Raw genomic sequence first — 19,073 nt, 5'->3', positions numbered from 1 at the left:
ACCCTATATGAAGCATTTGTTATGAACCAAAACAATCAAGGCCAACACGCTGAATCATTGGCTCGAACTTACCTTGAACAACAAGGTCTACAGTTTGTGACTCAGAATCAGCGTTACCGTTTTGGTGAAATAGATTTAATCATGCGAGATAAACAGTATTGGGTCTTTGTTGAGGTGAAATATCGCTCTTCAACCCAGTTTGGCGGTGCATTAAGTGCCGTCTCAGCAGCGCAAATATCTCGCATTAGAAAAGCTGCCGAGCAATATTTACAAACACATAAAATCAATGCCCCATGCCGCTTTGATGTTGTTGCCATTAACGGCCAAGACATACAATGGCTACAAGGGTGTTTTTAAATAGACAATTTTAGCTATAATGCTGCCAAGATAGTGATTTATGCATGATAGCAACACTTTACCGAGTAAGGATTTAACCATGTTAGAACGTATTAAAGACAGCTTCACAGAGTCAATTCAAACTAAAATTGACGCAGCTGAAGCATTACCTGAGTCGATTGAGAAAGCGGCTGAAATGATGGTGCAATGCCTGTTAAGCGGTAATAAGATTCTTGCATGTGGTAATGGTGGTAGTGCTGGCGATGCACAGCATTTTTCTGCTGAATTACTTAACCGTTACGAAATTGAACGTCCACCTTTACCAGCAATCGCATTAAGCTGTGACACTTCAACCATCACTGCTATCGCAAATGATTACAGCTACGATGAGATTTACTCAAAGCAAATCATGGCGCTGGGTCAACCTGGCGATATTTTATTAGCTATTTCTACCAGTGGTAACTCTGGTAACGTGATTAAAGCGATGGAAGCGGCATTAGGTCGTGATATGACGATTGTTGCGTTAACCGGTAAAGACGGCGGCGCTATGGCTGGCTTTATGAGTGAAGGCGACGTTGAAGTACGTGTACCTTCAAATGTGACTGCACGTATTCAGGAAGTTCACTTATTAGTGATTCACTGCCTATGTGACAACATCGACCGTACTCTGTTCCCTCAGGACGAGCAAGCATGATAAAAGCAGTTCTTGTCATAGCAATACTGTTTCTGCTTCAAGGCTGTGCTGGTGTTGTTATGGTTGGTGCTGTTGGCGGTGCAAAAATGGCAAATGATGAGCGTAGCATGTCTACGCAAATCAGCGATACAAATGCCGACTTTGAAATCACCAGTGCATTATCAAAACATAAAGACATTCATAGCCAGACCAATATTACCGGTGTGGTGTTAAATAGTAATGTTTTAATGATTGGTCAATCACCTAATTCCATGCTGCGCGATAAGGCAGTTAAAGTCGTTCAGGAATTAGAAATTGGCGGGAAACTGCATAATCAAATTCGCATTGGTAACCCCACATCATTTACTACACGCAGTAACGATACGTGGATCACTACCAAGGTGAAAACCCGTATGCTGAACGAATCTAAACTAGATGTAACACGAGTAAAAGTAGTGACTGAGAATGGCGAAGTCTTTTTACTGGGTTTAATCGCTCGTGATCAAGCAGATCTAGCTGTAGAAGTGACTCGTAATACTTCTGGGGTGAGAAAGGTAATAAAGGTTTTTGAATATATTGAGCCTGAATAGATGACTCAAAAGTAGCAAACCTCACTCACTTTCTAACACAAAAAATTCATCGCACTCTTGGTCCGATGAATTTTTTTTAGCTGTTGTTAGTTCAAGCAAACGTTAGCTTACTAAAGCTTTAGCTGAACGAGTCGTAAAGTATTTCACTGCAAATGGTATAACTAAGCTGGGTAGCACAATTAAGCTAGCACCAACCCAGCTTAATGCATCTAACCATTCACCAAACCACAGCCAACCGAAAAAGATACAAAACAGTAGTCCAGAGTATTCTGCTACTGCAATATCACTGGCTTGGGCATTTTTGTATGCAAAAATACAGCACAGATGATAAGCCAAAATAAAGATGTTACTGACAATAGACAAACCAATCAGTGACCAAGAAATTTGACCGAAACCTATGCTGGCACCAATGATAACTAACACAGGAATACTTAACAGGTTATAAAGCAGCAATGTCACGATAGGTGAGTCAGTTTGGGGTAATTTTCGTAAGGTAATCTGATTAACAGAAAATGCCACTGCGGCAATTAATACCACCAGCCCAGCCCAACTCATTTCTGACGGCCTAAGTAAAATAATGATTCCCACAAACCCAAGTAAAGTGATCAGCCACTGACTCATTCTCACTTGTTCTTTAAGCCAGAAATGGCCTAATACTATGATGATAATAGGCGCGGAGAAAAATAAGGAACTCACTGTTGCTAATGGTAATGACAATAACCCGATCACTAGAGTAATCGAAGTCACAACACCTATGTTTGAGCGCAGTAATTGTAATTTAAAATCTGCGGTGTTTGGTCTGCGAGCGATAAGCCACAAAGGCAACAGCATTAATACGCAACCTAGCTGGCGTATAAGTAAAAATGTCACCACATCAGCATCGTGGGGTAGCCACTTAATCGATACGTCGTATAAGGCGCTGAAAATATTTCCTAATACTAATATCAATAATGCAACGACGACATGTGGCTTCATGGCTTTCTAAACTCAATTAACAGACAACCTAAATAAGAAAATCATGATATCTAGCAAGTTTCTGCAACTGAAATGATGTTTCTTACCCATTCATGAGCTAAATTCATAAATATGATTATCGACCATAATTTATTCATCTCTATTATTTTTGAGTGGTACAACAATGAGAAAGCTTCCTCCATTGCGGTCTTTACAAGTTTTTGAGTCAGCAGCTCGCTTGCAGCACTTTTCGAAAGCGGCTGATGAGCTTTGTATAACTCAAAGTGCAGTATCACATCAAATTAAGCAGCTTGAAGAGTACTATGGGGAAGTGCTGTTTATTCGTAATACTAGACAGCTAGAATTAACAGATAAGGGCGCGCTACTATTTGAACAAGCTGAGATATCATTCAATCAATTAGATGACATCAGTCGGCAAATAGTTGGCGATGAAAACCAACATTTACGTTTAGCTGTCTATAGTTCATTTGCGGTAAAATGGCTCATACCTAGATTAAGTGAATTCCGTCAGCTTCAACCACAAATCGACCTACGTATAGATATGATTGCCGAAGACCCACAGTTAAGCGATAGCGTCGCTGACATGTTTATTTCGGGTCAATCAAACCATAAAGGTTACAGTCACTTCACTTTACATAAAGAGCGCTTAATTGCAGTAGCAAGTCCTGAATACATCGCTAAATGGTTAATTAACCCAGCTCATTCCACCCAAGAGTTAAAAAGTTGCTTAGCGAGTGCAGTATTGCTCACTGTTGATGAAGGAGCATTAGGCATTGATTGGCAGCGTTGGTTCGAGGTAAACCATTTAACTCCATCCGTTGAGCAGCAACAACACATTTTCAGCCATGTCTTGCTCGCCATTGAAGCGGCAATTGTTCACCAAGGTATTGCACTCGCTTCTGACTTCATGGTGAAAGATGACATACGCTCAGGGCGATTAATTGCCCTCGATTTACCCGATTTATTAACGGGCTTTAACTTCAACTTTAGCTGTAAACAACGCAGAAAACGCGAGCCAGCCATAGCCTGTTTTATTGATTGGTTAAAGACTCAGACGCAGTCGGGTTTATAAAACAAAAAAAGCCAGCATTATGCTGGCTTTTGCGGCTTTCTATTTTAATAGGCTCTACACAATCATGCCGATTTTTTCGTACACTTTTTTGATTGTGGCTTCTGCACGAACCTTGGCTTTTTCTGCACCAGCTTTAAATACAGAATCAAGGTACGCTTCATCAGCTCTGAACTTATGGAAGCGCTCTTGTAATGGCTCAAGCATCTCGACAACAGCTTCACCTGTTGCCACTTTTAAATGACCATACATTTTGCCTTCAAAGTCTTTTTCAATCGATTCGATTGACTGTCCATTACAGCCAGACATTAAGCTCAATAAGTTAGAAACACCTGGCTTTTCTTCTACGTCAAAACGCACTACTGGTGGCTCTTCACTATCAGTCATCGCTTTTTTAACTTTCTTCATAATCGCTTTAGGATCATCAAGTAAGCCAATAACATTATTACGATTATCGTCTGACTTAGACATTTTCTTGGTTGGATCTTGTAATGACATGACCCGTGCACCAGTTTCTGGAATAAACGGCTCAGGTACAACAAAGGTGTCACCGTATGCATTATTAAAACGAGTCGCGATATCGCGAGAAAGTTCTAAATGTTGCTTCTGATCTTGGCCTACAGGCACTTCATTAGCTTGATAAAGTAAGATATCTGCAGCCATTAATACCGGATAATCAAATAGGCCCACATTGATATTATTAGCGTGCTTTTGCGACTTATCTTTAAACTGCGTCATGCGGTTAAGCTCACCCATTTGGGTGTAACAGTTTAGTGCCCAGCCTAATTGAGTATGTTGCGGCACTTGAGACTGTAAAAACACAGTGCTTTTGTCTGGGTCGATACCACAAGCTAGATAAATAGCTAGCGTGTCATAACAAGCTGCACGCAGCTTTACAGGATCTTGTCGCACTGTAATGGCATGTAAATCAACAACACAATAAATACAATCGTGGCTGTCTTGCATATTAACCCACTGACGAAGCGCGCCCATGTAGTTTCCGATACTTAGCTCACCTGAAGGTTGAGCACCACTAAACACGATAGGTTTTGCAGTCATTTGTTTTATTGCTCCATTGATTTAGCTTTTAGTTTTAGCCGTTAGTGTTAACTGAAGTTAGTAAGGCTAAAATCTCATTAAATTGTTCACATACCGCAGTTGGACCGCTTAGCCCAATATCTTCACCGTAGTTGTACCCATAGGTCAAGCCTATCGAGCCAACTCCAGCCGCTTTAGCTGCAAATATGTCATTTTTTGAATCACCAACCATTAATAATTGCTCGGGTTCAAGTTGCCATTCAGTTAAAATATGCTGAAGCGGCATAGGATCAGGTTTCATTTTAGTGAGTGAATCGCCACCTAATACCAGATTAAACAGTTCATCAATTTCAAATGCAGACAATAGTGGCACTGTGAAATGGTGAGGTTTATTTGTCACGATTGCTAAGGTGTACCCTGATGCTTTTAATGCATCTAAAGTATCTAACACCCCAGTGTACAGCCGACTATGTTTTTGAAGGTGTTGTTGGTAATGTTCCATAAATACTGGCATTGCAGCATTGAGCGTCGCTTCTGTTACTTCATGGTTTAAACTATTGTCATCACCATAAGCATGCTGTAAAGCTCGCTGCATTAACACCTTAGCACCATTACCTACCCAGTTTCTGACTTGATCTTCAGAACATGTCGTTAAACCAAGTTCTGACAATGTCGCTTGAGTGGCCGCAGCTAAGTCTGGCACGCTATCAATAAGCGTGCCGTCTAAGTCAAAAGCAATGGCTTTAACCTTAGTAAAATCAGCCATGATTAAGCGTCGACTTTAGCAAGCTCTACACGCATTTCATCAACCACGGTTTTATAATCTGGCTGATTAAAAATGGCAGAACCAGCAACAAACATATCAGCACCGGCTGCAGCGATTTCGGCAATATTATCTACTTTAACACCACCATCAACTTCAAGACGGATATCAAAACCACACGCATCAATTTTAGCGCGCACTTGTTTCAATTTATCTAAAGTAGACGGGATAAATGATTGCCCACCAAACCCTGGGTTAACCGACATCAATAAAATCACATCCAGTTTATCCATAACATGATCAAGATAATGCAGTGGTGTACCTGGATTAAATACTAAACCTGCCTTACAGCCTGATTCTTTAATTAACTGTAGGCTTCTATCTAGGTGCTCAGAAGCTTCTGGATGGAAGGTAATAATAGAAGCACCTGCTTTAGCAAAATCTGGAATGATACGATCAACAGGCTTCACCATTAGATGAACATCGATGTCAGCAGTAATACCAAAATCACGCAAAGCCTGACACACCATAGGACCAATGGTTAAATTAGGTACATAATGGTTATCCATCACGTCAAAATGAACAACGTCAGCCCCTGCATCTAGTACAGCTTGAACATCATCACCTAAGCGGGCGAAATCGGCAGATAAAATAGATGGAGCAATCAGAAATGGACGCATATTCTTCTCGAAGCTGTTTAAAGTGGCATTATTTTACCCTTTGCAGAGAAAACGCTCTAGTCACAAACGGTAATAAAACTTTGTTAGCGTCAATAAATGTAAATATTAATAATCTGTAAGTATTAAATTGATCTAGATCACACATGATGGATGTTCATTAACTAGACAAATTTGCTATAATGCGACTTACGTCACTGTGTCTTTTTTATATTTATAGTTACTGATCCTTACATCTTGTTGGATCGTAAAGAGTTATTTAGGACACGTTTTTTATTCATTCTGAAAGTATGAGACAAGGATAGCCCTTATGATGTGCAGTCAGCGAAAAATGAACACTTACCAGTCAGGTAAAGTGACGTTAAAGTCTGTATTAAGTATTTTCTCAGCAAGCGCCTTAATGTTTGTCGCTTATTTTGCTTCATCTGATAACCGCGAGCATTTATTTGCAGAGAACTGTGCTTGTACTGATACTGCCACCTATAACTCTAGCTTACCGAGCAGCCATCCAAACAATCGTTGTGCAACTCAATCTGATGATGTCAGTTGGGGTAGCTGGGTTACAGGTAATAGTCGCTCAAGTCAGTTTCATTTCTTAGATTTGCTAGAGTTACTGCACGGTAATGAAAAAAGTAAACCTATCAGTGATATGCCTGCAAATAACCCGAACACTATTTAATGTCGATTTGGCGTGTTTTTACCAGTACTGTCGCTGCTTTTTTTGGAGTGCAAACTGAAGATAATCGCCAGCGTGACTTTAACCAAAACAGTTCCCCTCTCCCATTTATATTTATGGGAATAGCGTTAGCTGCATTAATGATTTTGTCTTTGATCTTTATCGTGAATCAAGTATTAAGTTGACAGCCCCTAAAAAACTTTTCTAAGTAATTTCATAAACTCATCAAAGTATTCCGATATTTAATCGATCACTTCTTGATAATGATGATCATACAGCGCCATGATTTCGTCTACTTTCTTGCGCGAACTGCCTTTCTGACTAATATTGCGCTGCACTGCAATTGAAGCTAATTTTGCCCCACGATAAAGCTCACGAGTCAGTGGAATATCATGATTACTGATTAATACAGGAATATCACGTTCAAGGGCAGTATGGCGCGATTGTCTCGCTAATAAAGCTTGATCGTCTAAGCTAAAACCTGGGCCTACATAGGTCGTAAAGCTTGCTGTTGTTGAGAGCGGAGCATAAGGAGGATCACAATAAATCACGTCACCAGTATTCGACATCTCAAATGCTTGTTCATAACTTACACAATGAAATGTCGCTTTTTGGGCTTTAATAGAAAAGTAGCGTAGCTCTTCTTCTGGAAAGTAAGGTTTTTTATATGAACCAAAAGGCACATTAAAGCCACCTTTTCGGTTATAGCGGCATAAGCCATTAAACCCATGGCGGTTCATATAAAGAAAATATACCGAGCGTTTGAAAGGATCTTTCGTTTGATTGAATTCGGTGCGAATTCGGTAATATTGTTCTTTATCATTCATTTCTGGAACAAACATCGCTTTAGCTGCAGCGATATAAGCGTCAGGTTGATTTTTAACAATATTATAGAGATTGATTAAATCATGATTAATATCGCATAACAGGTACTCGTCATAGTCAGTATTTAAAAATACTGAACCAGCACCTACAAATGGTTCTATTAACCTTTTACCTTGGGGTAAATGCTTTGCTAGCTCGTCAACGAGTTTAAATTTTCCACCCGCCCACTTAAGAAAGGCTCTATGCTTTTTAGTCATGAATACCAGTTACTAGCAAAATTAAAGCAGATGATTGTACTCTTTTTAATAAGAATAATCATTGTTTGAATTACCAAATCGAATAGCTTTTTAAGCGATTAATTCGATTTGATTTCGTATCCTTTCAGATCGCTCCATTTCCTTATCCAAGGAGCACTTAGTCCAAGCTTTTGTTGTAATGTATCTGATTCTCTTAAAGCTTGATCTGCGCTTTCGAATTGCCCGAATAATACAATATGGCGACTCTTATATTTTGCCTGCACTAATTCTGCAGTACTAGATTGATGGATAGCGAGTTTTGTGAGTATGTTTTTCAGTGACTTTTCTTCTCGAACACTGGCTATCTGTAATGTAAATCCAGCCCTGTCAGTTAATTTATCAGTGTCGGCAACCTTGTCAACTTGCTCATTGATGATTTCAAGCTTATCTGTTTCTACAATTGTTTCTTCTTCAGCGACATCTGATAATTGTACATCCTGGTTATTAACATGATTTAAATCTGAAGCTATTGCCGTCTCGGCGCCCTCATCAGCGATATTGACTATATCTTCTGCAATTAATTGCTGAACTATATGGTCTTCTGAAGCTGGGATTATGATGAGTATTGGATCTGCAGGGGTTTCTTCATCTAAGCTTATTTTATGCTGTAATTTTGCAGTTACAGTATTAGTGAAAACAGGGGCTATTAACGATTTACCGTAGTCATAAATAAACCATTGGCTAGCGTTTATTGGCGCTGTAAAAGGTAAGAAATCTACCGTCTCAGTATTTTTATCCTGTTCAATTTCAGCTTGTTGCTCACTCTGATAAAAATAGAATCCAACAACAGATAAACCGATAAGCAAGCTTAACCCCAGAGATACAATAGATGTTAGGTTTTTGGTCCATTTCTTTGAGACAACAGGTTCATCTTCCAATGCTTTTTTTAAAAGCTCAATAACTTCTGCTGGAGTGCCGGATTGTTTTTCAATCTGAGCTTGGATTATTTCACGAGGGATAAATGGTGTTCTATTACTTCTAATTAATAGGGTTCTATATAAGCCTTCACGCTCAGCTAATGACAAAGGTTCGACTTCAACATGCAGTAGTAATGATTGCATCGTTTCTGTTAATTCATGACTCAGATCAGCAAATGAATCTGGCTCAACAGTAAAGGTGATTGAAATAGGCTTTCCAGCACATTTCAATTGCGTCAACACTAGACATTCAGCCCATAACTCACGAGACATATATTGCGCATCATCAATAATAATATGCAATGGCTTAGTCAGGCTAGATTGGATCCTTAGCAAGGTATCAGCTAAAGGTAAGGCATCATCGAAAATGGGAGAAGAAATTAATTGAACAAGAATTTTACGTCGAATTTCTGCACTTTCAGCGTGCATTGGGCAGATAACTAATGCAGAGTTATAGTTATCTAATTCACTTGCAAGCGCTGTAACTAACGTGGTTTTACCTGAGCCTTTTGAACCCGACACTAGTACCAGTTGTTCACTATAACTAGCGATATGCTCTAGTCGCTGAACTAAAGATTCCTGAGAAGGTAATAATAGCGTTTGTTGGATATCCAAAAGCCCACCATTAGACTTACACTACAAGTTAAACTTCGCTAATCACTTCTGCAAGTAATGACTCTTTTACATCAGAGAATACATCAGCAGTGCCTATTGAAGTGGGTAGTACCAAACGAATTTGGCCCGCTAATACTTTTTTATCACGTTGCATGTGCTTGATATAACTTTCAAACATCATCGTTTCAGGAGAGGTTATGGGTAAATCAAACGCTTCCATTATGCGAACAACTCTATCGAAATCAGCTTGCTGAATTAAGCCTAGTTTTAACGATGTTAATGCTGCCATTATTGTACCTGTAGCAACTGCTTCGCCATGAAGCCAAACACCATAACCCATTTCAGCTTCGATAGCATGACCAAAGGTGTGCCCCAGATTCAATAACGCTCTAACACCGCGCTCGGTCTCATCTTCAGCAACGACATCAGCCTTAATTTGACAACACTTTGCAATCGCATAAGTAAGGGCGTCGTTATCAAGCGACTTTAGTTGCTCAACATTTTGCTCTAACCAACTAAAGAAGTCAGCATCCCAAATAATGCCGTACTTAATCACTTCAGCCATTCCTGCAGCAAATTCTTTTGCAGGTAATGTCGCTAAACAATTGGTATCAATAATGACAGATTGAGGCTGATAGAATGCCCCGATCATATTTTTACCTAAAGGATGATTAACTGCTGTTTTACCGCCAACTGATGAGTCAACCTGGGACAACAAGGTTGTAGGAACCTGAATAAATTCCACGCCTCTCTGATAGCAAGATGCAGCAAAGCCAGCCATGTCGCCAACGACACCGCCACCTAATGCAACTATCACGCAATCACGTGCAAAATTATTTTCTAACAAAGCAGAAAATATTAAGTCCAAATGAGTGAGATCTTTAAATCTCTCTCCATCAGGCAGCACAACAACACCCACTTCACCACAACTTGTCATAGCTTGTTGAACTTGTTCTAAGTACAACGGAGCTATAGTGTCATTGGTGACAATGAGTGCTTTTTTACCAGAAAGGTAATCGGAAAAATAAGCGTTTTGCTGCAGTAAATTCTGGCCAATAAAAATGGGATAACTTCGTATACCTAATTCAACCTGAACTTGCTGCATAAACCTACCTAAAAACCGAGTTGCTCAATGATTTGATTTGCGACTATTTTCGCGCTTTGCTCATCTGTCTTAACGATAACATCGGCAATCTCTTCGTATAAAGGATTACGGACATCAGCAAGATTCTCAAGCACTTCACGTGGGTCATCAACCTGTAATAGAGGTCGACGCTTATCACGTTGAGTACGAGCCACTTGCTTATCGATTGTAGTCTCTAGGTATACAACGATACCGCGAGCTGACAGATGATTACGAATGTCTTTACTTTGTACAGATCCGCCGCCAGTAGCTAGGACAATGCCTTGCTTTTCCGACAGGTCGGCGATGACTTGAGCTTCACGTAGACGGAAACCTTCTTCGCCTTCTACGTCAAACACCCAGGCAATATCTGCACCTGTGCGTTGCTCAATCTCGTGATCTGAATCGTGGAAATCTAAATGCAGCATTTGGGCCAAATGGCGACCAATTGTGCTTTTGCCTGCGCCCATTGGGCCTACCAGAAAAATATTGCGTTTTTCAGCCATTATATATACGTCTGAATCTTATATGAAATGTATGCCTTATCGACTTAAACTCAAGCCGACCTATAATTTAACCTTGCTCTAATGAGACTTGACGGAGGATTATCTCAGTTATATGGCCGTTGTTGCAAGTGGTGTTGATGAATTAACCCAAGATTATTAAAATAAATCTCTATTAGTCTTTCTTAAATAGACTAATGACTGACGAGATATATTTCCCTCTTAACAATAGAATCAATCAACTACGTAAAAAATAGACAAAAAAATACCAGCAATAAGCTGGTATTTTTATTTGTATTTATTTAAAGCTGTTCAGTGACAATTTTCGGTGTCACAAAAATCAATAGCTCTTGACGTTCATTACTATCAGAAGTGTTTCTGAATAAGAAGCCAACTAGTGGAATATCACCTAAAACAGGAACTTTGCTGACACGACTAATTAGGTTTTGCTGATAAATACCACCAAGTACAATCGTTTCACCATTATCAACGAGTACCTGGGTTCCGATACGTTGAGTATCAATCGATACCGCTTCACCCGTACCTGTTTGAACAGTCTCGCCTCGAGTATCTTGAGTAATCTCTAGATCAAGTATCACGCGGTCATCAGGAGTAATTTGTGGAGTCACTTTCAGAGATAGTACAGCTTTTTTGAATGATACAGTCGTTGCACCACTTGATGCAGACTCAACATATGGAATCTCCACACCTTGCTCAATATAAGCTGATTTTTGGTTAGAGGTAGTAATACGTGGACTTGCAATAATCTCGCCTTTGTTTTCTTGCTCTAACGCACTTAGCTCTAAATCAAGCACTGTTCCATCAGCCATTTTTGCAACACTAAATGCGATACTTGCGGCATTTGTTGCTGACGAAGGTAAATTAACATTTAAGCGATCACTCAACGCAGGAATAACACCTGATACGATATCATTCGCGCCTTCTAGTGAACCAGATGTTCCCTTATCACCTTGCTGGTCTGTAATGCCCCAACGAATACCTAAATCTTCTGAAACATTATCTTTTACTGTCACCATACGCGCTTCAATTAATACTTGCTTAATTGGGATATCAAGTACTTCAACTAAACGGTGGATTGTTTCTAAAGACTCTGCAGTATCTTTGACTAATAGTGTGTTAGTTCGCTCATCTACAGCAACGCTACCACGGCTTGATAATAAACTTGAGTCAGAACTCTTCATTAACTCAGCCATATCAGCTGCTTTAGCATAATTGACTTGAATATATTCGGAATAAAGTGGCGCTAATTCTTTAACTTCTTGTTGGTTAGCTAAATCTTGTTTTTCGCGGATAGCAAGCTCTTCGCTCGGGGCAACCATTAAAATGTTACCTTCAATTCGCTTATCTAAACCTTTAGTTTGTAAAATTAAATCTAACGCTTGATCCCAAGGTACATCGTCTAAACGCAAAGTGATGTTGCCTTCAACTGTATCACTGGTCACCAAGTTAAAATCGTTATAATCAGCAATAATTTGAAGCACTGTTCTTACAGAGATATTCTGGAAATTTAATGACAATGAGCGGCCATTGTATTTTTTATCTTCTTTAGCAACAGCTGCACGTTCAACTTTATTGATACTGACTTTAAAGACGTTGCCTTCTTGCTTGTAGTTGTAATCATAGTTGCCATCAACATCAACCATAATGCGTGAAGTTAAGTCATCTTTAAATGTTTCAAAACTGGTCACTGGCGTATTAAAGTCTTGTACATCCATAACGTACAAATGCTCGCCCTTGATATCAGTGTTATATAGTTTTACTTCAAGCTTTGAACCCACCTGAGCAACATTTGCCGCAACGGAGCGATTATTTAGATGTACCAATAAATCTCCACCACCGGTTTTATTGCGGCGAAAATCAATTGTTTCGATACCATTCACAAAAGGGTTATCAGCATTATCAGGGCCTGAAGCGGTATCATTTACAGTCAAACGATACGTATTTCCTACCACTTTACCTTGATAAGGCTTCACTTCTGCTAAATCGACAACAACATTGAGTGAGCCATCTATTTGTGTAGTTTTAAGGCCTTCAACACCAACTCTATCGATAGTGATGTCATCTTTTTCAAGATTTGAAATACTGTCTTCAAAACTTAATATGATTTGAGCTGGTGAACCAGATAGATCAACTTCAGGAGTAGATAAATCAGATTCGAAAACAAGCTCTAATTCTAATTGGTGATCGACAATAGAATGGTATTTAACGTCCATTAATTTATTGGCGGCTAGTGCACTTGGTAGTGCCCCAATCATTAAAACAACACCAAGTACTGTTTTAAGTAGTGAGATTCTTTTTGTCGATGTTTGCATCGCGGCAGAAGATTTCATTATTCCCTCATCCTTCGCACATTATTTGCCAGTTAGCTCTAAGTTGCTTGCTCTTTCAGCCCAGCAACCTGAACCATCAGGAATTAATTCTATAATTTCAATATATTGCGGTGTCACTTTACCTATTTTCCCATGGTAAAGTCCGAGATACTCACCGACCCCTAAGCGATATACATTTGCATCAGATGACTCAACTAAAGCCCAAGTTGTACCATCTTCACTCAACGTACCGCGCATTCTTAAATTGTCTATTGCATATGTTTCAAGACGACCTTTACGACGTTTTAAGTCAGGTTGAAGACAATTTCTACTGGTATCCACCACTTCCTCTGTCAATTCACGAGAAGGTGGAACAAAAGGACTGCGCATTAACTCTGCTTGATAGGCAAAGTGTTCAAACTTAGGCGTTTCTTTTAACGGAGGAATACGAGCAATATGCTGTGCTTTAGTCGTCGTAACAAACAACTCTAAATCACTGCGATCACCTATACAGCCAGTTAACATTAATACGACTAATAATAAGGGTAAGAATTTCATTATTTCTTCCCCTTATTTTGCTCTGGAGGCAATTGTGCACCTTCTTTAAATCGATAGGTTTTCGCGAGAATATCCATCGATAAACTTCCGCTGTCATCACGCTTTATCACAAAATCATGCAAACTCACGATACGAGGCAGCTTCGCAACACCACTGACCATATTACCTAACTGATGATAGTCGCCTACAACTGCCATTTTAATTGGGAACTCTAAATAGAAATCACGTTCGATTTCAGTATCCCAATCCAAACTATTAATGCGAAGGCCAGCATCTGTCGCAACAAAAGTTGTATCATCTAACAAACCAGGCATTTCGTTTTCTGAAGGCAACATTTTAAGTAACTCAGCAAACTGTGCTTCCATTACTACAAGTTGTTCACGATACAGTTTCAAGTTAGCCGCTAAGCGATATTTATTTTGGAAGTCTTCTCTAAGGGTTATCTCCTGCCTTTCTTCTTTATCTAATACATCTAGTGCATCGGAAACAAATAAGTAATAACTTGCCCCTAATACAGTCAATGAAAGAAAAATAGCAAAAACCACTTTAACTAAAGTTGGCCAACCACCAATATTCTCAAAATCAATATCATTAAACTGCTCTAAGTCGAGATTCATTTTCGACCTCCTTCAGTTGTCTCTATTGTTTGAGTGTCATCAAAGATTGTCACTCGCAATCTGAATTTTTGTAATTGTCTTAAATTTTCGTTTTGACTAATAATCGATTGCATACTTGGATCATTTAAATATTGCGATGTTTTTACTTTTCTCATCATGTTCGCAACATTGTTATTTGACTCACTTCTGCCTTCAATCCAAAGTAAACTGCCTTTCTTCTCGATACTCGAAAGGTATATTCCTGGCGGTACAATTCTCACTAATTCGTCTAAAACATGTGTCGGCAAATTACGAGATTGCTGAAGGTTTAATATAATCTTAGTTCGTCTTTCAATATCTTTCTTACGAGCCGTAATTTTTCTTATTTCTGCAATTTGGGCATCTAATAGAGATATTTCAGATTGTAAATATGCATTTCGTTGACGTTGATCATCTGTGACCACTTCAATAAAGCTTAATGCTAAAAATACAACTAAACAGGTAACTAAAAAAACTAACGCTAATATACCAATGTAATCTCGTTTTTGTTTTTCTCTGGCCTCTTCACGCCAAGGAAGTAAATTTATGTTCGCCATTGAGCGTAACTCCTAAGCGCTAAACCGCATGCAACCATATATTTACTAATACTAGGTTCTAGCTGGTTTTTAATATCATCATCAGCATGTAAACAGCCTTGAAATGGGTCTGCAACAATTGAATGCACTCCTAAATCATTAGTTAGTAATGCTGTCATACCTTCAAGTTTTGCTGTTCCACCACATAAGACAATATAGTCAACTTTATCTTTACCACTGGCAGTACAATAAATTTGAAGTGTACGTTTAATCTGCTGCAATAATTGGGTTTGGAAAGGTGATAACACCTCAAACATATAGTTTCGTGGAAGTTCACCCGTTATTTTTGCATTTTCAGCTTCATCATATGGCATACCATAAAATGATAAAATTGATTGGGTAAATAATTCACCACCGAATGCTTGCTCACGAATAAATGTCGTTTCTCCGTGCTCAACCACGGCAAAAGTGGTCATATTGGCTCCAATATCAACCAGTACAACTGATTTTTCATTGGCGCCTTCAGGAAGTTGAGCAAGGATTAACTCAGACGAGCGTCCTAAAGCATAAGCTTCAACATCCACTACCTTAGTATCAAGTTCAATCGCATCTAATGAATCCATTCTGGAATCAATATTATCTGTACGACAAGCACTTAATAACACATCAACTTTCGTCGGGTCAGTTGTGTTGGCATTGAGTGTTTCAAAATCGATACTCACTTCGTCGAGTGAGTAAGGGATAAGGTTGTCTGCTTCAATTTCAATTTGTGCTTCCATTTCTTCTTCATTTAATGAAGCATCCATGTAAATCACTTTGGTCATTACAGCAGAACCAGAGACAGCAACCGCAGCAGACTTAATTCCTTTTGGCAGTCCACGTCTAATATGCCTTAATGATTCAATAACAGCTTCAGAATCACGGATCTCATGATCGACAACTGCACCTTTTCTCAAAGGAGCAGATATATAGTTTTGAATTTTATATCCATCAGCGGTCTTACTCAGCAAAATGGCTTTAACTTCGTGGGAACCAATATCGATCCCGACCATTTGCGGAGCTTGACGCTTCCAAAATTTAGAAAGCATATTCCGTCATCGCATTTATTTTTTTATATTTTAAAATAGATTAGCACAAAATCAACTCGTTATAAGTATTTGTATTAAATGTTTCTAAATTTTACAACTTGTTTTTTTCTGTTTTCATGTTTTTACTTCACCAAAAACCTTCCCGCTTATATACTAGCGAGCATATTTATGATTTTTGGAATATTTCGGTGAAGTGGTTAAAACGAATACTTATAGCTATATTTAGCTTAACTTTATTAGGCGTCGGCACAATTGTCGGGGCTTATTATTATCTTTTACCTGAATTACCGGATGTAAATACCCTTAAAACGGTAAAATTACAGACGCCATTAAGAATATACAGTAGCGATGGACTACTTATTTCTCAGTTTGGTGAGAAAAGAAGAATCCCAGTTGAATATCAGGATGTACCTGAACAATTAATCAATGCCGTATTAGATACCGAAGATGCTCGTTTTTTTGAACATAAAGGTATTGATCCAATCGGTATTGTTCGTGCTGCTATTATTTTGGTAACGACAGGCAAAAAAAGCCAAGGCGCGAGTACGATTACTCAACAAGTCGCCCGTGGTTTTTTCTTGTCCCGTGAAAAAACCTATATTCGTAAAACAAAAGAAATATTCTTAGCGTTAAAAATTGAAAAAGCACTTTCTAAAGAAGAAATCCTGACACTTTATTTAAACCGTTCTTTCCTTGGTAACAGAGCCTACGGTGTTGGCGCTGCCGCCCAAGTTTATTATGGTAAAGATTTAACCCAACTATCGCTTCCCGAAATGGCGATGATTGCCGGCTTACCTCAGGCACCTTCAGCTGCAAACCCAATTCGAAATCCTGAGCGAGCCAAAACACGCCGTAATTGGGTCCTGAGCCGGATGTTAGAAAAGCGCAACATTACAGAAGCGCAATACCAAGAAGCAATTAATTCACCTATTACAGCTAAATATCATGGCGCTGAAATCGACTTATACGCACCTTACATTTCAGAAATGGCACGTGAATATATGGTGAAACAATATGGCGAAGAAGAAGCCTACACCAATGGCTATAACGTCTACACGACTATTTCGTCTGACTTACAATTAAAAGCCCAAAGTGCATTACGAGATAATGTTTTTGCTTACGATCAACGTCATGGTTATCGAGGGCCGATTGCTGAACTATGGTCTACAGACTCGACATCAGATGCCACTACTGAGCCAATGTCCACCAGCGATATTATCAGCAATTTAAAAAGTACTTCTGCCATGCAAGGTATTATGCCTGCCGCTGTCATTGCCGTTGAAGAACAGCAAGCAACTGTCTTAAACGCTAAAGGCGAAGAAATACTGCTAGAGTGGAATGGATTAAAGTGGGCACGAAAATTTATTACTGATCGACGCCAAGGAACACCACCTAAAAAAGCTGATGACATTTTGGCTGTGGGCCAAAAGGTATGGATTAGAAATAATGGCAACTACTGGCAGTTATCTCAAATACCTCAAGTATCCAGCGCGACAGTATCACTAGAGCCAAGTGATGGTGCCATTAAAACATTAGTTGGTGGTTTTAGCTTTACACAAAGTCAGTATAACCGTGTCACTCAAGCTAAGCGTCAGCTGGGTTCGAATATTAAACCATTTATTTATTCTGCAGCTCTTGAAAAAGACTACAATTTAGCGACATTAATCAATAATGCGCCAATTAATAAACCGGATACCCGACAAGGCACAGCATGGCGACCAAAAAACTCGCCTGATATTTATGGTGGCCCAACTCGTTTACGTGTAGGTTTAGCACAATCGGTCAATGTAATGTCTGTGCGTGCTATGAGACATATTGGTTTAGATGACACCATAGCCAAATTAGTCGAATTTGGATTCGATCCTAATGATTTACCACGCAACGAGTCTGTCGCATTAGGATCTCCATCTGTAACTCCTTTACAAGTTGTCACGGCATTTAACGTGTTCACTAATGGCGGCTACCTAGTAGAGCCCTATTTTATCAAGCAAGTAACTGATTCATTCGACAATGTCATTGAAGAAGCAAATCCACTGCTTGCTTGTACACCTATACAAGCCAATGAAGCTGATAATGTTGCAAAAGCCGATGAGAATGACCCTTTCGCAGCTATGGCAGTTGAATTTGCTCGTTCACAACAAGTTGTATCTGAAGAAGAGCAAACTGAGCAGACCAATACGCTTGTTGGCCAGTGTGGCGATGAGAATAGCCTTTATGCGCCTAGAATCATCACTGAGCAAACGGCATTCCTTATTACTGAAGCACTGAAAAGTGTAATTTGGGGTGGTGGCGATTGGAGTAAAGGAACAGGTTGGAATGGTACAGCTTGGCGTGCATCACGATTAATAAAACGTCGCGACATCGCAGGTAAAACCGGTACCACCAATGAATCTCGAGATACTTGGTTTAGTGGGTTTAATCCAACATTAACCTCAACATTCTGGGTTGGTTTTGATGATCATAGCCGTCGACTAGGCCGTACGAGTTGGGTCGCTGATGGACCGGAAAATCAAATTTCTGGTGCTGAGGCTGGCGCTAAAACCGCAGGACCAGGTTGGAATGACTTTATGAATCAGGCGCTAAAGGGCACTGAAGAAAAAACAAGTATCCCACCTAAAGGGATTGTTTCTGCTCGAATTGACTTAGCCACTGGGTTATTAACCCGTAAAACTGATCATACGACTTCGTTTGAGTACTTCGTTGAAGGTACCGAGCCAAGAGAGTATGCAACGGATGAAGTTATTGATGACAATATTTTCAATGAAAATCCGACAGATGATTTATTTCAATAATGATTGAATGTCTGGACTATAAACGCTAAATCTTGAATCAATAAAGCACATCAACTAA

20 protein-coding genes are annotated in these 19,073 nt (G+C 39.4%); 7 read left to right on the top strand and 13 right to left on the bottom strand.

The genetic code is table 11. The features are described 5' to 3' along the window. Window positions 1-21 precede the first annotated feature (21 nt). The 3 genes from FNZ24_RS11760 to FNZ24_RS11750 all read left to right on the top strand — a co-directional run bounded on the left by FNZ24_RS11760 (window position 22) and on the right by FNZ24_RS11750 (window position 1,599). Entirely contained in the window at window positions 22-357 is a 336-nt protein-coding gene (locus tag FNZ24_RS11760) for a YraN family protein (protein WP_153914675.1), read from the top strand. Between the two features lie 79 nt (window positions 358-436). Further along, window positions 437-1,030, top strand: coding sequence for a phosphoheptose isomerase (locus FNZ24_RS11755; protein WP_102527688.1), 594 nt, complete (start codon window positions 437-439; stop codon window positions 1,028-1,030). Further along, window positions 1,027-1,599, top strand: a complete 573-nt coding sequence (locus tag FNZ24_RS11750; RefSeq protein ID WP_153914674.1) for a BON domain-containing protein — start codon at window positions 1,027-1,029, stop codon at window positions 1,597-1,599. The genes FNZ24_RS11755 and FNZ24_RS11750 overlap by 4 nt, the downstream gene beginning before the upstream one ends. 102 nt (window positions 1,600-1,701) lie before the next feature. Here FNZ24_RS11750 and FNZ24_RS11745 read toward each other — a convergent pair whose 3' ends face one another. Further along, complete coding sequence (locus FNZ24_RS11745) at window positions 1,702-2,574, bottom strand: DMT family transporter (RefSeq protein ID WP_153914673.1); 873 nt, start codon at window positions 2,572-2,574, stop codon at window positions 1,702-1,704. Between the two features lie 163 nt (window positions 2,575-2,737). Here FNZ24_RS11745 and FNZ24_RS11740 point away from each other — a divergent pair, with 163 nt between their 5' ends. Next, window positions 2,738-3,646 carry a LysR substrate-binding domain-containing protein gene (locus FNZ24_RS11740; protein WP_153914672.1) on the top strand — a complete coding sequence of 303 codons (909 nt, stop codon included), beginning with the start codon at window positions 2,738-2,740 and terminating at the stop codon, window positions 3,644-3,646. A 54-nt stretch (window positions 3,647-3,700) separates the two neighbouring features. On the opposite strand, the gene trpS is transcribed toward FNZ24_RS11740, so the two are convergent. From trpS to rpe, 3 genes are read right to left on the bottom strand one after another with little or no spacing between them, the layout of a single operon-like run. After that, on the bottom strand, window positions 3,701-4,702 hold the full coding sequence (trpS, locus tag FNZ24_RS11735; protein WP_153914671.1) for a tryptophan--tRNA ligase: 1,002 nt from the start codon (window positions 4,700-4,702) through the stop codon (window positions 3,701-3,703). Between the two features lie 34 nt (window positions 4,703-4,736). Further along, on the bottom strand, window positions 4,737-5,447 hold the full coding sequence (locus FNZ24_RS11730; RefSeq protein WP_153914670.1) for a phosphoglycolate phosphatase: 711 nt from the start codon (window positions 5,445-5,447) through the stop codon (window positions 4,737-4,739). 2 nt (window positions 5,448-5,449) lie between these two features. After that, window positions 5,450-6,124, bottom strand: coding sequence for a ribulose-phosphate 3-epimerase (gene rpe / locus FNZ24_RS11725; RefSeq protein WP_153914669.1), 675 nt, complete (start codon window positions 6,122-6,124; stop codon window positions 5,450-5,452). A 307-nt stretch (window positions 6,125-6,431) separates the two neighbouring features. Between rpe and FNZ24_RS11720 the strand changes: the two genes are divergently transcribed. After that, on the top strand, window positions 6,432-6,800 hold the full coding sequence (locus FNZ24_RS11720; protein ID WP_228768462.1) for a hypothetical protein: 369 nt from the start codon (window positions 6,432-6,434) through the stop codon (window positions 6,798-6,800). Next, window positions 6,800-6,982, top strand: a complete 183-nt coding sequence (locus tag FNZ24_RS11715; protein ID WP_153914668.1) for a DUF2970 domain-containing protein — start codon at window positions 6,800-6,802, stop codon at window positions 6,980-6,982. Before FNZ24_RS11720 ends, FNZ24_RS11715 begins: the two co-directional genes overlap by 1 nt. A gap of 57 nt (window positions 6,983-7,039) precedes the next feature. Here the strand turns inward: FNZ24_RS11715 and FNZ24_RS11710 are convergent, their stop codons facing one another. From FNZ24_RS11710 to FNZ24_RS11670, 9 genes are all read right to left on the bottom strand, one after another. Next, window positions 7,040-7,879 (bottom strand): Dam family site-specific DNA-(adenine-N6)-methyltransferase, encoded by an 840-nt coding sequence (locus tag FNZ24_RS11710; protein WP_153914667.1) that lies wholly within the window; start codon window positions 7,877-7,879, stop codon window positions 7,040-7,042. Between the two features lie 98 nt (window positions 7,880-7,977). Beyond that, on the bottom strand, window positions 7,978-9,450 hold the full coding sequence (locus FNZ24_RS11705; RefSeq protein WP_153914666.1) for an AAA family ATPase: 1,473 nt from the start codon (window positions 9,448-9,450) through the stop codon (window positions 7,978-7,980). Window positions 9,451-9,478: 28 nt separating this feature from the next. Further along, entirely contained in the window at window positions 9,479-10,555 is a 1,077-nt protein-coding gene (gene aroB / locus FNZ24_RS11700; RefSeq protein ID WP_153914665.1) for a 3-dehydroquinate synthase, read from the bottom strand. 8 nt (window positions 10,556-10,563) lie between these two features. Next, complete coding sequence (aroK, locus tag FNZ24_RS11695; protein WP_153914664.1) at window positions 10,564-11,079, bottom strand: shikimate kinase AroK; 516 nt, start codon at window positions 11,077-11,079, stop codon at window positions 10,564-10,566. Window positions 11,080-11,378: 299 nt separating this feature from the next. Continuing rightward, complete coding sequence (locus FNZ24_RS11690) at window positions 11,379-13,427, bottom strand: type IV pilus secretin PilQ (protein ID WP_153914663.1); 2,049 nt, start codon at window positions 13,425-13,427, stop codon at window positions 11,379-11,381. Window positions 13,428-13,448: 21 nt separating this feature from the next. Beyond that, entirely contained in the window at window positions 13,449-13,964 is a 516-nt protein-coding gene (locus FNZ24_RS11685) for a pilus assembly protein PilP (protein WP_153914662.1), read from the bottom strand. Continuing rightward, entirely contained in the window at window positions 13,964-14,581 is a 618-nt protein-coding gene (locus FNZ24_RS11680; protein ID WP_153914661.1) for a type 4a pilus biogenesis protein PilO, read from the bottom strand. Before FNZ24_RS11680 ends, FNZ24_RS11685 begins: the two co-directional genes overlap by 1 nt. Next, on the bottom strand, window positions 14,578-15,156 hold the full coding sequence (locus FNZ24_RS11675; protein ID WP_153914660.1) for a PilN domain-containing protein: 579 nt from the start codon (window positions 15,154-15,156) through the stop codon (window positions 14,578-14,580). Before FNZ24_RS11675 ends, FNZ24_RS11680 begins: the two co-directional genes overlap by 4 nt. Next, window positions 15,144-16,223, bottom strand: coding sequence for a pilus assembly protein PilM (locus tag FNZ24_RS11670; RefSeq protein ID WP_153914659.1), 1,080 nt, complete (start codon window positions 16,221-16,223; stop codon window positions 15,144-15,146). Before FNZ24_RS11670 ends, FNZ24_RS11675 begins: the two co-directional genes overlap by 13 nt. Before the next feature lie 188 nt (window positions 16,224-16,411). Between FNZ24_RS11670 and FNZ24_RS11665 the strand changes: the two genes are divergently transcribed. Then, the gene (locus FNZ24_RS11665; protein ID WP_153914658.1) at window positions 16,412-19,015 is read left to right on the top strand and encodes a penicillin-binding protein 1A; all 2,604 of its coding nucleotides are present in this window, start codon (window positions 16,412-16,414) and stop codon (window positions 19,013-19,015) included. Window positions 19,016-19,073: the final 58 nt, after the last annotated feature.

The sequence above is a fragment of the Shewanella sp. TC10 genome (assembly GCF_009663145.1).
GTDB lineage: Bacteria > Pseudomonadota > Gammaproteobacteria > Enterobacterales > Shewanellaceae > Shewanella.
The sequence above is the reverse complement of the archived record's forward strand: the minus strand, read 5'-3'. Positions and strand labels throughout refer to the sequence as shown.

Excerpts from the sequence above, each read along its gene's own strand:
- FNZ24_RS11760 (WP_153914675.1), top strand. The coding sequence starts at position 22 with ATGAACCAAAACAATCAAGGCCAACACGCTGAATCATTGGCTCGAACT.
- FNZ24_RS11755 (WP_102527688.1), top strand. The coding sequence starts at position 437 with ATGTTAGAACGTATTAAAGACAGCTTCACAGAGTCAATTCAAACTAAA.
- FNZ24_RS11750 (WP_153914674.1), top strand. The coding sequence starts at position 1,027 with ATGATAAAAGCAGTTCTTGTCATAGCAATACTGTTTCTGCTTCAAGGC.
- FNZ24_RS11745 (WP_153914673.1), bottom strand. The coding sequence starts at position 2,574 with ATGAAGCCACATGTCGTCGTTGCATTATTGATATTAGTATTAGGAAAT.
- FNZ24_RS11740 (WP_153914672.1), top strand. The coding sequence starts at position 2,738 with ATGAGAAAGCTTCCTCCATTGCGGTCTTTACAAGTTTTTGAGTCAGCA.
- trpS (WP_153914671.1), bottom strand. The coding sequence starts at position 4,702 with ATGACTGCAAAACCTATCGTGTTTAGTGGTGCTCAACCTTCAGGTGAG.
- FNZ24_RS11730 (WP_153914670.1), bottom strand. The coding sequence starts at position 5,447 with ATGGCTGATTTTACTAAGGTTAAAGCCATTGCTTTTGACTTAGACGGC.
- rpe (WP_153914669.1), bottom strand. The coding sequence starts at position 6,124 with ATGCGTCCATTTCTGATTGCTCCATCTATTTTATCTGCCGATTTCGCC.
- FNZ24_RS11720 (WP_228768462.1), top strand. The coding sequence starts at position 6,432 with ATGATGTGCAGTCAGCGAAAAATGAACACTTACCAGTCAGGTAAAGTG.
- FNZ24_RS11715 (WP_153914668.1), top strand. The coding sequence starts at position 6,800 with ATGTCGATTTGGCGTGTTTTTACCAGTACTGTCGCTGCTTTTTTTGGA.
- FNZ24_RS11710 (WP_153914667.1), bottom strand. The coding sequence starts at position 7,879 with ATGACTAAAAAGCATAGAGCCTTTCTTAAGTGGGCGGGTGGAAAATTT.
- aroB (WP_153914665.1), bottom strand. The coding sequence starts at position 10,555 with ATGCAGCAAGTTCAGGTTGAATTAGGTATACGAAGTTATCCCATTTTT.
- aroK (WP_153914664.1), bottom strand. The coding sequence starts at position 11,079 with ATGGCTGAAAAACGCAATATTTTTCTGGTAGGCCCAATGGGCGCAGGC.
- FNZ24_RS11690 (WP_153914663.1), bottom strand. The coding sequence starts at position 13,427 with ATGAAATCTTCTGCCGCGATGCAAACATCGACAAAAAGAATCTCACTA.
- FNZ24_RS11685 (WP_153914662.1), bottom strand. The coding sequence starts at position 13,964 with ATGAAATTCTTACCCTTATTATTAGTCGTATTAATGTTAACTGGCTGT.
- FNZ24_RS11680 (WP_153914661.1), bottom strand. The coding sequence starts at position 14,581 with ATGAATCTCGACTTAGAGCAGTTTAATGATATTGATTTTGAGAATATT.
- FNZ24_RS11675 (WP_153914660.1), bottom strand. The coding sequence starts at position 15,156 with ATGGCGAACATAAATTTACTTCCTTGGCGTGAAGAGGCCAGAGAAAAA.
- FNZ24_RS11670 (WP_153914659.1), bottom strand. The coding sequence starts at position 16,223 with ATGCTTTCTAAATTTTGGAAGCGTCAAGCTCCGCAAATGGTCGGGATC.